At 62.0% G+C, this 12,754-nt stretch carries 11 protein-coding genes; 7 read left to right on the top strand and 4 right to left on the bottom strand.

Annotation, left to right across the window (positions count from 1 at the left end; translation table 11 throughout):
• From F1542_RS03050 to F1542_RS03030, 5 genes are all read left to right on the top strand, one after another.
• Window positions 1–467, top strand: a 467-nt coding sequence (locus tag F1542_RS03050) for a cupin domain-containing protein (RefSeq protein WP_193731749.1), incomplete at its 5' end; no start/stop codon positions are given.
• Window positions 468–859: 392 nt separating this feature from the next.
• Entirely contained in the window at window positions 860–2,233 is a 1,374-nt protein-coding gene (locus F1542_RS03045; protein ID WP_193731748.1) for an amidohydrolase family protein, read from the top strand.
• Window positions 2,234–2,545: 312 nt separating this feature from the next.
• Window positions 2,546–4,345: a CHASE2 domain-containing protein gene (locus tag F1542_RS03040; RefSeq protein ID WP_193731747.1), complete on the top strand. Its 1,800-nt coding sequence runs from the start codon at window positions 2,546–2,548 to the stop codon at window positions 4,343–4,345.
• 3 nt (window positions 4,346–4,348) lie between these two features.
• Window positions 4,349–4,726, top strand: a complete 378-nt coding sequence (locus F1542_RS03035) for a hypothetical protein (protein ID WP_193731746.1) — start codon at window positions 4,349–4,351, stop codon at window positions 4,724–4,726.
• A 4-nt stretch (window positions 4,727–4,730) separates the two neighbouring features.
• Window positions 4,731–6,179, top strand: coding sequence for a M48 family metallopeptidase (locus tag F1542_RS03030; protein ID WP_193731745.1), 1,449 nt, complete (start codon window positions 4,731–4,733; stop codon window positions 6,177–6,179).
• Between the two features lie 33 nt (window positions 6,180–6,212).
• Here the strand turns inward: F1542_RS03030 and F1542_RS03025 are convergent, their stop codons facing one another.
• The 4 genes from F1542_RS03025 to F1542_RS03010 form a co-directional block, all read right to left on the bottom strand.
• Window positions 6,213–7,361: a BMP family ABC transporter substrate-binding protein gene (locus tag F1542_RS03025; protein ID WP_193731744.1), complete on the bottom strand. Its 1,149-nt coding sequence runs from the start codon at window positions 7,359–7,361 to the stop codon at window positions 6,213–6,215.
• 5 nt (window positions 7,362–7,366) lie between these two features.
• Window positions 7,367–8,119 (bottom strand): alpha/beta fold hydrolase, encoded by a 753-nt coding sequence (locus F1542_RS03020; protein ID WP_193731743.1) that lies wholly within the window; start codon window positions 8,117–8,119, stop codon window positions 7,367–7,369.
• Entirely contained in the window at window positions 8,116–9,090 is a 975-nt protein-coding gene (locus F1542_RS03015) for an isopenicillin N synthase family oxygenase (protein WP_193731742.1), read from the bottom strand. Before F1542_RS03015 ends, F1542_RS03020 begins: the two co-directional genes overlap by 4 nt.
• 72 nt (window positions 9,091–9,162) lie before the next feature.
• A complete protein-coding gene (locus F1542_RS03010) occupies window positions 9,163–10,512 on the bottom strand; it encodes an amidohydrolase family protein (protein ID WP_193731741.1) in 1,350 nt (449 codons plus the stop codon).
• Window positions 10,513–11,434: 922 nt separating this feature from the next.
• Between F1542_RS03010 and F1542_RS03005 the strand changes: the two genes are divergently transcribed.
• Together F1542_RS03005 and F1542_RS03000 are read left to right on the top strand one after the other, a co-directional pair.
• Window positions 11,435–12,127: a YoaK family protein gene (locus F1542_RS03005; protein ID WP_193731740.1), complete on the top strand. Its 693-nt coding sequence runs from the start codon at window positions 11,435–11,437 to the stop codon at window positions 12,125–12,127.
• Between the two features lie 93 nt (window positions 12,128–12,220).
• A complete protein-coding gene (locus F1542_RS03000; RefSeq protein WP_193731739.1) occupies window positions 12,221–12,727 on the top strand; it encodes a YbaK/EbsC family protein in 507 nt (168 codons plus the stop codon).
• The last annotated feature ends 27 nt before the right edge of the window (window positions 12,728–12,754 follow it).

The following is a 12,754-nucleotide window of genomic DNA, read 5'->3' as shown; positions in this document are numbered from 1 at the left end:
ACACCACGCAGCCCGCCCCGCCCCAGCGGTCGTACCGGCATTTATGGACCGATGACAAAGGGATCAGCCACATCACCACCTGCCCAGTGCATGACTTTTTCCTTAAAAGCATGTCCCCGCCCGCCGGCCCGCAATGGCAGGACCCGATGGCCCCGCAGGTTGCAACCGTGATGGTGACAGTGCAGCCCGCGCGCTGGAACGGCACGTGGCACCCGGATCCCAGGCCCCAGTGGATCGTGCCCCTGCAGGGCCGGTGGTATGTCCGCGCCATGGACGGCACGCGGGTGGAAATGGGGCCGGGTGACATCCTGTTCGGCGAGGACCAGGGCGTGCGCCCCATGCAAACCGGCCCGTATCGGGGTAAAAAGGGACATGACGCGGGCAATATCGGCAGCGGGCCGGTGACGCTGATGGTCATCCAGTCCGCCAATGAACCGGTCATCAACCAGCCCTGCCGGTATCACTGAACTGATTGAAAGAATGGAAAAAGGTTCCTGGGTGCCGCCTTTTTTCCAAAGGGCGGTATTCCCCGAAGCTTTTTGAAAAAAGCTTCACCAGAAACTTTCTTTGCCTATCAATAATCTGTTCCAGATGATGGGTCTTTGGCTGGCGTTCGGACGGCCGCCCCGCTTTATCCACAGATTCCGGGGATAGGGAGAAAGATAACCCTGTGGAAAAAATTGGGAGATCCGTATTTTCCCTTTAGTTCCAATGTGTTTTCCAATGGTCGTGGAGTTTGCCCGCCCCCATGCCCCGCCTTCCGTCCGCATGGGGTTGCGGGAATGATTTTTGGACTGTGCAGACGGGTGCTTTACGGAAATAATAATGCGTTTTCGTAATGTAGGGGTTCAGTTGCAGCATGGATGAATTCGTTATCCGCGGTCATGTCATCAACCCGGTCGCCACCGACCGGGCCACCATGACAGACAGTGTGGTGCATGTGGGCGCGGATGGCACGATCATGGCCCGGCATGATGCCAGTACCCCCATGGCGGCACAGGTACTGGACCACGCCGCCCGCCATGGCATGGCCGTGCAGGTGCTTTCGCCCGCGCAACTGCTCATGCCGGGATTTGCCGACCTGCATGTCCATGCCCCGCAATGGCCGCAGATGGGCCGGGCGCTGGACCTGCCGCTGCGGGACTGGCTGGAACAGCGGACCTTTCCGCTGGAGGCCCGTTTTGCCGATCCCGCCTTTGCTGCCCCGGTCTATGATGAAATGGTCCGCACCCTGCTGGCCAATGGCACCACCACCGCCGTCTTTTTCGCCACCATTCATGAAGAAAGCAGCCTGCTGCTGGCGCGCACCTGCCTGCGCCACGGCCTGCGTGCCCATGTCGGGCTGGTGGCGATGGATGATCCGGCGCTGTGCCCCCCCACCTATCGCAATGCCGGCGTGGAACAGGCGCTGGACGCCACCCGCCGCTTCATCCATGCCGTGCGCGCCCTGCCGGGTAACGAAAGGGGCCTTGTGCGTCCCATGGTCACGCCACGCTTCATCCCGGCCTGCACGGATGGCCTGCTGCGCGGACTGGCCGCACTGGCGGCGGCGGAAGACTGCCTGATCCAGACCCACTGTTCCGAAAGTGACTGGGAACATGATTATGTCCGCCAGCGGACCGGCGTGAACGATACCGTGGCGCTGGACCGCTTCGGCCTGCTGCGGCGCGGCACGGTGCTGGCCCATTCGTGTTTCATGACAGCCGATGACATGGCGCTGGTCCACGCACGCGGCGCGGCCATTGCGCACTGCCCCGTTTCAAACGCCTATTTCGCCGGTGCGGTGCTGCCACTGCGCAAGGCATGGCAGGCGGGCGTGCATGTGGGGCTGGGCACGGATATTTCGGGCGGGTATTCCCCTTCCGTCGCGGTCAATGCCGCCATGGCGGTCACCGCATCGCGCATGCTTGATACCGGCACCGACCCCGCGCGCACGGCAGGGAAACGCGGCAGGCCGGGTGCGCGCCTGACCTTTACCGAAGGGTTGTGGCTGGCCACGCGCGGGGGGATGGCAGCGCTGGATATCGCGGCGGGACAGTTTGATGCGGGACAGGCGTTTGACGCCATCCTGATCGACCGTGCCGCCCCCGGCAGCAATATCCTGCCCCCTGGTCCGGGCCGTACGGACGACACTGCGGCGGATGTGGTGCAGCAGATGCTGTGTAATATGGGCCGCCCCGATATCCGTGCTGTCTGGGTGGCCGGACGCCGCGTACATGGGGATGTAGACTGAAGGCCAGTCCCGCCCCTTTCGTGTCCGGTAGTAACAAGCCGACATCTGGCATGGCATATTTTTCATACAGGAACTATTTGGTTCTGTATGATTAATTGCCAGATATATAAGGATTTACCAAAACCGCCATATTTTTCCACGATTGTTATTTGTTTATTACCTATTGACAGTTCTGGGTCACAGATTGTAACAGGATTTTGATGTTATTTTATAAATAAAGAACTGCAATATATGGCCCGGAAAAACAGGCAGACTATAAATAAAACGGAAGACAAAAACAAAAATAAGAAAGATCGTCCCCAAAAAAAAGGGATGAATTCAATTATTTATCTTCTGGTCATGCTTCTTTTCTGGGGCGTATTCAAATTCATTGATCCGATGGGGCTGGAATCCGCCACCAAGCAGTCATCGGCCACCATGTTCAACGCTATCAGCGCGCCATTTTATGGCATGTCATCGGATGCGACGCACCGCAATGTTGCCGTTGTCGCCATTACCGACCATACGCTGGATGCATACGATACATCCTTCCCGTTTGAATATAAGCGTCATATCGACACGCTAAACCGGATACTGGATGCACATCCGGCAGCGATCTTTGTCGACCTGCGGATGATGTATGAACGCCCCGGGGAATCACTGGATGAATTCAGGCCGGTAATCCAGCGCGCGAAAGACATGGGCGTGCCGCTGCTATTCGGCCGTGGCGATGATGGTAATGACCAGCCCGACCTGCCCGAACCCCTGATCCACAGCGAGGGTTACACCGCCGGCATCCGGGCCGAAGGCGGAGCCTATCCGCTGATCCATGAACCGGAGGAGGAAGGCGGAAAAAAAGCAAAACACGAACCTGAAACGCATGAGGAAGGTCCGCCCATAAGCGGTAACGCCGCCTATGACCTGTACAGTCGTCTGTGTCAGGACGGCTGGGGCGGGCGATGCCCCGGCTTCCGGCCCCAGGATTTCAGGTCGCCGATGATCATACAATGGGGTCTGAAACCCGATCCCGCACAGCATATGGTCAGTCAACTGGACGACTACTGGCAGGTGCGCTGCCAGACCCAGCAGTTCCTTGGCTGCGGGCGGCTGGGCATGGCGATGTCGCTGGGGTTCCACTACACCTTCCGCTACCGTACACCGGGCAAATACGTCTTTGCATTCTATCCGCTGGAAATCGGGGCGGAGCAGTTGGGCCAACGTGGCCTTGGCACGCCCGAGGGCTCCCCTGCGCTGGGATCCCTGCTTCAGGGGCGCGCGGTGTTCTACGGCACCGACCTGCGTGACCAGCATGACGATACCTACATCCCCATGCTGGGCCGTGTGCCGGGCGTGATCGTGCATGCCATGGCGTTCGACAACCTGGTGGTTTACGGCAAGCGCTATTTTCATGAACCGGGCGAATTCATCTGCCTTGACTGGGCGGAAATCGCGGAACTGGTCCTGTGGATGGGCTTCGCGCTGTATATGGTCGTGCGCCGCCAGTGGCCGCTGTACGACCGACAGAAACTGCGTTCATGGCCCGGCCTGCGGTTGTGCATCTATCATGGCCAGCGGCTGCTGGCGCATGCCCGGCGGTACCTTGCGCATGTTCACCAGAAATCGTTCCCGGTGGTGGATTCCATCGTGACTTTCCGCTGGTACTGGACGCGCTTTTTCGTCCTCTTTTCTGTCGCGATCTGCCTTTGGCTCATTGACCTGGTGCAGCGCGGCACCACGCATGGCTTGGGCAACCTGGTGGGTGCATATTTCCTGCTTGCCATGCTGTTTATGGTGACATGGGCCTGCCCCATCGTCATTTCCATGAAAAAACCCGCGCAACCGACGCAGGGCAAGCCGGAAGAGAAGCGGGAATCATCCTATCTTGCCAACCTGATCCTGCTGGCCACGCTTGCCGCAATCGGGTTCGTGCTGAACGGCGACGGCCCCCGCTGGCCCAATGCCGACTGGATCGGCCTGCTGCTGCTGCGCCTGGCCACGCAGGAAGCTGCCGAGCCCGGTGGCTTCGTCGCCTGGTTTTCAAACGTGGTGGGCGGCGGCGGACGCCTGCTGTCCGATTGGGGGCGTGGCTGGATGAACCGCGTCCTGACCATTTTTCACAAAAGGGAAATCTAGAAAATGAACCCAAGGCCTTTCATGTATCTTGTGACGGGTTGCATCCTGGCCCTGCCGCTGTCGGCGCAGGCTGCGGGCGGAAAGCAGATTACGGGCACCTTTGCCGAGACGGTTCCGGTCTACGGGCTGGACCACAAGCGTCTGGGGCAGTTCCCGGCCGCGGAACTGATTGGTGATCCCATCGTGGGGCAGGATGCCGGCACCGGCCTGCTGAAGGTTCGCACCGACAAGGGCGTGGTGCTGGTGAAGCCCGCCGCCGTGCAGACCAACATTACCTCCGCCCCGCCGGCTGAAACCGCGTGCGTGAAGATCGGCCCCGGCAGCATCGATCAGGCCGGCGGAATCAGCAACAACCTGGGCAGCGGGTGTCATGGCAGCTAGCGCGATGGGAAAACGCCTTGTGCTGTCGTCCGTGCTCTGCGCCACCATGGCGCTGGGCACCTGCCCGGTGGATGCGGTGGCGAAGGACAACACCCCGCTGATTACGCGCATCCAGCCGCGCACCAGCTATCCGGGCAGCATGGCGCTGCAGGACCTGCTGCGTCCGGCCAGCACGCACCCGACGGGTATTATCATTGACCCGCAGGTTTCCAACTATCCACAGTCCATCATCGATAGGCTGCTCACGCACTGGGACGGGGTGAAGCCAAAGGTCCAGGTTTTTCTGGTACCGACCGAGGATTTCACATCCGACGTATCGGAAGCCGGGGCGATCTTCATCAATGCCGGGCTGATCCAGTATTTCCACGACAATCGCGATATCCAGTCCGAAGATGCGCTGGCCTTCGTGCTGGCGCATGAACTGTCTCATGTGCTTCTGGGACATACCGTGGCCCAGCAGCGCAACACCAACATAAAGAATTATGCATCCGCCGCGGTAAAGTGGGGCACCCTGATCGGTGGGGCGGTCAGCCATGCCGGGTCGGTCGCGGGGGAGGCGCTGGTGTCCAACATGGGGGCCAAGGCGCTGGCCGATACGGCGCTGTTCCCGTCATGGTCGCGCGGGCAGGAAACCGAGGCCGATACCCTGGCCATCGACCTCATGGCGCGATCGGGCTACGTGCTGGACGAGGCACTGAAGGTGGAACGCGTACTGGTTGCGGAAGAAAAACGCGACGCGGAGAAAAACGCCAGGGCAAAAAAGACCGGCCCGCAGAAATTCCAGATAGACAGCGTCACCCTGACGGCTTCAAAGCCTGATGACCTTGATGGCAGGCTGGTCAGCGGCCTGAACACGCTGACCCAGCGGCACCCGCATGCGGAAGCGCGGCTGAAGGCGGTTTCCCAGTATATCGACCATGTTTATGCCGATCAGGACATTATCGCGCTGCATACCAGGCCCATGGTCACATGGATAAACAGCGCCGCTGTTACATCCTTCCTGAACCAGATGAATCTTTTGCAGAGTGCCGCGGAAGCCGTGGGGAATAACAACTGGTCCGCCGCCCGTCCGACGCTGGCAAAAATCGGGTTTCCCACCAACCAGAGCGCTTACTGGACATGGCTGCATTACATGGTGGAAGCCCATACCGGGAAGACCCTTGACGCCCTGCAGATCCTGATCAAGGCAGCCAACCGTCCCGATGTGACCCTGCCAATTGCCCTTGAGTGGGGAAAACTGCTGACGCAGCTAGGTAAGGCAGATGCGGCGGAAAAATACATGGCTGATGAGCAGAACAAGTTCAATGACCGGTCTTTCCTGCCCATTCGGCTACTGAACGCGCGCAAGAGCAAGAACGGTGTCATGAACGTGAAGCTGGAAGCGCAATGTGAGGCCATTGGCGATGACGGCATCGAGCAGCAGTGCATCGCGGCCCAGAAACAGACCCCATGATATCCCTGCCCGCCGCATTACGGCGGGCAGGGTTTATGGCAGGCCGCTTACCCCATCCACCGCCCAGTTCCAGTCATACAGTTCAAGGTCGTTCATCGTCGTCCCTTCGGCCACGCGCAACTGCCCATGCTGGTCATGGATGGGGCCGTTGAAGGGCGACCAGCCGCCCATGATCCGCGCGCGCACGGCGTCCGCCCGGTCGCGCACCGCCTGCGGCACGCGCTGGCCCCATGGGTCGCGGTCCACGCCCTGGCCCATCCTCAGCAGTTCCGGGACCGGCCGCCATGTGCCCGCCAGCCGCGCGCGCACCTGCGCAATATAGAACTGCGTGAAATCCAGCACGACGGATGCTACGTACGCATCCGGCCCGAACTGCCGTATGTCCTTGTTCCACATGGCCGCCCACAGCCCGCGTTCCTGCGCCACATGCAGGTAGCCCGCTTCGTCCATGATGCCGAACAGGAAGTCACACCCCTTGTCCGCCAGCGCGTTGGCGGCCTGAATGGCGGCCTGCGGGTCGAACCATGCATTGATGCTGATGACCTGCATGGTGGCGTCGGGGTTGACGCTGCGCGCGCCCATAAGCGTTGCATTGGCCCCGGCATAGGCCGAAGGCAGCGGGAAGGACGCGATGAAGCCCAGCTTTCCATCCCTGCTCAGCAGGCCCGCCGCCACACCGATCACGTAGCTGACATACCAGTGCGCGATGTAGTACCAGCTGACATTGCCCCGCAGGGGGCGTCCATCGCACTGCATGAAGGCGGTTTCGGGCGCGCGCGCCGCCACATCGGTCAGGAAGTCGCCATAATCCGCACCGGTCATGACCAGCTGCGCGCCCTCGGCCACGAATTCACGCAGCAGGCGCGTGGCGTCGGCCGAATACGGCACGCTTTCCACATACACCGTGCGCAGCTTCGGGAAGGTACGGCGCACGGCCTGCAGCGCCACATGGTGCATTTCGGTCCAGCCGCCATCGCTGGTCGGCCCGACATAGCCCAGCGCCAGCAGGGCGTCCTCCTCCGCCACGGGGGGCATGGGCGGCACGTTGGCATAGGGGGCGGCAAGCCCCGCCAGAAGCCGTTCGGTGGCCGTGGGTGCGGCCGCCCGGCCCGCACGGGGCAGCAACCCGGTGGAAAACGCGGCCCCCGCAGTGGCCAGAAGCTGCCGGCGCGGCAGGATCATGCATGTTATCCTTCAATAAAGGGCAGAAGGTGCGCAACCGTACCCTCAGGGTCCGCCACCTGCGGGGCATGGCCGGTATGCATGGTAACCACCTGCGCGCCGGGCACAAGGGCCTGCATCCGGCGCTGGACCGGCAGGATGACGGAACGGTCCTCCGTTGCCTCGACATACAGGCGCGGCACCTGCCCGAAGCGCCCCGCCGTCAGGCGCGCGCGCAGGTCCAGCCCATGGATCCCCTGTGGTGTCAGGCGGAGGGATGCGGCAATGGCCACATCCGCCGGGCAGTCATGCAGGAAGACCGCCACCGCCGCTTCCGGCGGCACGACCGATACGACGTCCGGTTCGGGCCAGCGCAGGTAGGGGTTGATGCCAGCTGCCTGCGGGTGGTCAGGCAGCACCTGTTCCACCGCCTGCCCGAAGCCCATGCCATCGGGCAGCATCATCCCGGCCAGATAGGCAATGCGCCGCACCCGGCCGGCAAACCGTTCCGCCACGGCGGACGCGACAACCCCGCCGCCGGAATGGGCGACAAGGCTGACCGATGCCGCCCCCAGCCGGTCCATGACCGCGCCCACATGGTCCACATAGCGGCCAAGCGTGGCGTCGCGCGCGGGCGTGCCATCCGCCCCGTTGCCCGGCAGGTCGACCGCATGGGCGCAAATGTCGGTACGCCGCTGCCAGGCCGCAAGGAAGCGGTCCCATACCCAGCTGCCCTGCCATGCGCCGTGGATCAGGATGACGGGATCTGGCCGGGTCATCGGCCATAGGTCCGGGTGTACATCGCGCGCAGGTGATCTTCCACCGTAACGGGTGGCCACAATGGCGCCTCCCCTGCCGGTACGCAGCCGGGCAGGCAGCTGATGACCTGATCGGGGTTGCCGGTATGGAAGAACGGCACCGAATACCGTTCCCGCCCCGACGTATTGATGACCCGGTGCAGCGTGGAACGGTAGCGGTTATTGGTCCAGCGCGCGATCATATCGCCCAGGTTGACGACAAAGGTGCCCGCGATGGGGGTGGCGTCCACCCAGTTCCCGTCGGGCGCACGAACCTGCAGGCCACCACTGTCATCCTGCAGCAGCAGGGTCAGGCCGCCAAAATCGGTATGTGCGCCCGCCCCCTTTTCCCCCGGCAGGGGCCGTGCGGGCTGCGGCGGGTAGTGCAGCAGGCGCAGCGTGGTCAGCGGATCATGGCAGAAGGTGGCGAAATAGTCCTCCGGCAGGTTAAGCGACAGCGCGATCCCCTGCATGAGGGTTTCCGCAAGCCGGGTCATGGCGGCGCTGTAGGTCATCATGACCGGCCGGAATTCGGGCAGCATCGCGGGCCACTGGTTTGGCCCCTGGTTGAACCGCCCGGCCATGACGGCGGGATCACATAACGGCTTTTCCGGGCCGATATAGAACCCTTCCTTCAGGTCCGGTGGCGTGCCGGGTTCCAGCGTCTGGTCGCGCAGGGGTTCATACCCCCGGTTGCAGGGGGAACGCCCCTTGTCCAGCGCCCGCCTGTCCGCTTCGGGCAACGCGAAGAAACGGCGCGACTGTTCGAATACCGCCGCGATCAGGTCCGGCGGGATCCGGTGGTCGGCACAGTAGAAAAAGCCCATGTCCCGGCAGGCGGCATGCAGCGCCGCCCCCACCGCACGACGCGCGGCAGGGTCCGGATCAAACAGGCCCGCGATGGAAATGACAGGCAGCCGTTGTCCCGCCGCGCAGGATGGGTGCTGTGACATGACGGATATCCCCCGGTATGGATTGATACTGGATAGCGGCCCCCGGGGGCACACGCGCCCCCGCGGCGGATATCAGTCCAGCTGCTGTATCCGCCGTGCCTGCCGCGTATGTTCACGCAGCATGTCGCCCAGGCCCGCCATCGTGGGTTCGCAGTTTTCCACCAGCACCCTTCCCGCCACGATGGTGGTCCCCGCCACGGTGGGGCCACAGCGCAGCCATGCCTCCACCGGGTCGGTCAGGGCGCCGGCCAGCGCCACGTCACTTGCATGCCAGATCACAAGATCGGCGCACGCGCCGGGGCGGAGGTGCCCGATCTCGTCTTCCCAGCCCAGGCAGGCGGCCCCGCCACGGGTTGCCATGTCCAGCGCCTCACGCGCGCCCATGGCCTGCGGGCCGTGGCTTATGCGGCCCAGCAGCATGGCGTTGCGCGTTTCCATCCACATGGAGGCATGGTCCGTCGTGGCCGACCCGTTGCAGCCAAGGCCCACGCGGATGCCCCGCTCGCGCATGTCCAGCGCATCGGCGCTGCCACCGCCGATCATCATGTTGGAACTGGGGCACTGCACCACGCTGACCCCGGCATCCGCAATGCGGTCGATTTCCGATGACGAGGGATAGATGTAATGCGCCACCCACGTGCGCGGACAGGCCCAGCCCATGCGCTCGAACTGTTCGGTGGGGGTGCAGCCGTACAGGCTCAGGCAGTAATCGTCCTCCTCCATATCCTCGGCCAGGTGGGTATGCAGGCGCAGGTCGAGCCGTTCGGCCATGGCGAGGGATTTGCGCATGATCCCTTCGGATGCCGAAAACAGCGAAACCGGACCCAGCGCCACCCGCCCCATCGCGCCCGGGCCGGGATCATGGTACGTGCTGGCCAGCCGTTCGCAGTCGGCCATGATCGTGTCTTCGTCCTGAACCACGGCGGTGGGGGGCAGGCCGCCATCTTCCTGCGCGCGCGTCATGCTGCCACGGGTTGCATAAAAGCGGAAACCGATTTCACGCGCGGCACGGAACTGTTCGTCAATCAGACGCGGACGGGGATGGATGAACATATGGTCCATGGAGGTGGTGCACCCCCCCATCAGCAGTTCCACCATGGCGACATAGCTTGAGACGAATACGGAATCCGCATCCAGCCCGGCCCATAGCGGGTACAGGGTCTGCAGCCATGGGAACAGCCGCATCCGCGTGGCGGGGGCGTAGGACCGCGTCAGGTTCTGGTACATATGATGGTGTGCATTGACCAGGCCGGGCGTGACCAGCCGGCCACGCGCGTTCATGACGCGCGTGGCCGGCGGCGGGGGCTGTCCGGGGCCGCCGACGGAATGGACGCGATCTTTTTCAATGGCGATCCAGCCGCCGGGAATCTCCCATTCGCGGTCAATGTACAGGTGGGCATCACAAATCAGAATATCGATCATTACTTAACCATACTGTTCCAGTCCCGATGCGCATGGGATGGGGGAAATCCGACACACCGGAAAACTGGACGCGTGAATACTGAACCAATCACTACTTAAGTAAATTATTTAAGTGTTTTTTTGGAACATGCCATCATCATGCGTGTCTGTCCATATGTATAGATGCGGACATGTCGGGAAATATCAGCAACAACAACCTCGGATTGTGAAAAAACAATGCATCTGGATGCAGTGGAGTTTCCATGGCGGCTGTATTGATTACAAACAATTAACTAAAAGCAGCATTTATGTACACCAAAAGGAGTAAGGGTCTTCCTTCCATCGGGCGATAAGTTATCAGGAATGTACATTTATCCTAATAGGTCCATAAGCTTAACTTCCGGTTAAAACATGATTACATCACAAGAATACCCGCAGTCATCATGCTGTTTGTAGGTATTGTTTCCTAATCCCCGGAGGCGGAATGGCTTCGGGAGCGAATACAGGAATGTCATCCATCAGGTTAAACCGGGATGGGGTATTGGTCATTTGCGATTTTCTGTAATCATTGTATTAAAAAATGTAAATCAAGCCCTATCAGCTATTTAATGTTTCATAGTGTTGCTAAATTGCGCGCTGCCTTGATCGCGCCATATTCCTGATTGCGAAAACATCGCCGCGCCCTGCGTCGCGCCATGCCTGTCGCCCCGCAGGGCGCGCGGTCGGCATGCTTCAAAAAGTCTATATTAAATATTTATGACACATGCCGATGCACGCAACCATCAGTTGCAACTGACTTTATTCCCGCCCGCCCCTCGCCATGATGTGATCGGATCGTTCCGCATGGTGGCCCGATCATGGTGATGGCTTGCATTCCCCCTGCCCCGTGGCGGATACCATGATGCAGGGCGGGAACCCTCCCGCCATCAATGGAACAAGGGGCATGCTGGTTCACGAAGGGGCAACGCGCAGTATCGGCACCGACCTGCGCCTGGGCTGCACGCTGGCGGCGGTGGCGGGCGCGGTCAATGTGGCGGGGTTTCTGGCCATCGGGTATTACACCGCCAACATGACCGGCAACCTATCGGCGCTGGCCGTTGGCGTGGGCGACGGGGGCATGGTGTCCATGCTGTCATGCGCGGGCGTGCTGGCGGCGTTCGTTGCGGGCGGCTGCGGCGCGACACTGATGGTGGGCATGGGCCGCAGGCGGGGCATGCGCGCGGTCCATGCCGCGAGCATCGCGCTGGAGGGCACGCTGCTGATCGCCCTTGGCGTCCTGTCGCGGGTGCTGCCCGCGTGGATGGAGGCAGGCGGGCTGGGCTGCGGGCTGGGTTTCCTTATGGGATTGCAGAACGCCACCGTCACCCATATTTCCGGCGCGCGGGTGCGTACCACCCACATGACCGGCATGCTGACCGACCTTGGCATGGAACTGGGGCAATGGCTGCTCGATCCCGGTGCTTCGCGGGTGCGCGAACGGCTGCGGCTGCATGGTGCGATCATTGCCTGTTTCGTGCTGGGCGGGATCGTGGGTGCGGCGGGCTACCGGATGTATGGCATAGGGATGCTGGTGTTCATGGGGGCCGGGCTGGTGGCCCTTGCGCTGCCGGGGCTGCGGCGGGCGATGCGGCGCTGACCCGCCGCGGCAAGTGCTTGCAATGGCACCCGGTGCTATTTTATCCTTGATGCTGAAAATGCGGGCAGGCCCGCAACACGCCGGGAGCATCACGTGACGAAACAGACCAAAGCCACCGAATTCCTGACCGCCAGCGGCGTGTCCTTTTCGGTGCATGATTACGAATACGCGCCCGGTGGCGGGCTGATCGGGATGCAGGCGGCGCAGTCCATCGGGGCGGACCCGGGCTGCGTGCTCAAGACGCTGGTGGTGGAAGTGGATCGCAAGACGCCGGTATGCCTGGTGGTGCCTGCCGACCACAAGGTGAATTTCAAGAAGGTCGCCGCCCTGTTTGACGGGCGCAACGCACGGATGATGAGTCCGGAAAAATCAGCGGAACTGACCGGCTTCCGCTCTGGCGGGACCAGCCCGTTCGGTCAGGCACACCAGTTGCCCGTCATCGTGTCGGCGGATGCCATGGCCTGCCCGCATGTCTATATTAATGCGGGCGACCAGGGGCTGGTGGTGCGCATTGCCCCCGCTGATGCGCAGAAGGCGGTGGCGGCACGCGTGGCCGATATTTCCGCCGCCCCCGCCCCGGTGGAACCAATCAAAAATTAACCTTTGACGTCCATAACCCGTCCCTGA

Origin of the sequence: Komagataeibacter sp. FXV3, from assembly GCF_015155755.1 — a bacterium.
Classification (GTDB): domain Bacteria; phylum Pseudomonadota; class Alphaproteobacteria; order Acetobacterales; family Acetobacteraceae; genus Komagataeibacter.
This window is presented reverse-complemented; position numbering and strand designations above follow the sequence as displayed.

Excerpts from the sequence above, each read along its gene's own strand:
- F1542_RS03030 (WP_193731745.1), top strand. The coding sequence starts at position 4,731 with ATGGGAAAACGCCTTGTGCTGTCGTCCGTGCTCTGCGCCACCATGGCG.
- F1542_RS03035 (WP_193731746.1), top strand. The coding sequence starts at position 4,349 with ATGAACCCAAGGCCTTTCATGTATCTTGTGACGGGTTGCATCCTGGCC.
- F1542_RS03040 (WP_193731747.1), top strand. The coding sequence starts at position 2,546 with ATGAATTCAATTATTTATCTTCTGGTCATGCTTCTTTTCTGGGGCGTA.
- F1542_RS03010 (WP_193731741.1), bottom strand. The coding sequence starts at position 10,512 with ATGATCGATATTCTGATTTGTGATGCCCACCTGTACATTGACCGCGAA.
- F1542_RS03045 (WP_193731748.1), top strand. The coding sequence starts at position 860 with ATGGATGAATTCGTTATCCGCGGTCATGTCATCAACCCGGTCGCCACC.
- F1542_RS03020 (WP_193731743.1), bottom strand. The coding sequence starts at position 8,119 with ATGACCCGGCCAGATCCCGTCATCCTGATCCACGGCGCATGGCAGGGC.
- F1542_RS03025 (WP_193731744.1), bottom strand. The coding sequence starts at position 7,361 with ATGATCCTGCCGCGCCGGCAGCTTCTGGCCACTGCGGGGGCCGCGTTT.
- F1542_RS03015 (WP_193731742.1), bottom strand. The coding sequence starts at position 9,090 with ATGTCACAGCACCCATCCTGCGCGGCGGGACAACGGCTGCCTGTCATT.
- F1542_RS03005 (WP_193731740.1), top strand. The coding sequence starts at position 11,435 with ATGCTGGTTCACGAAGGGGCAACGCGCAGTATCGGCACCGACCTGCGC.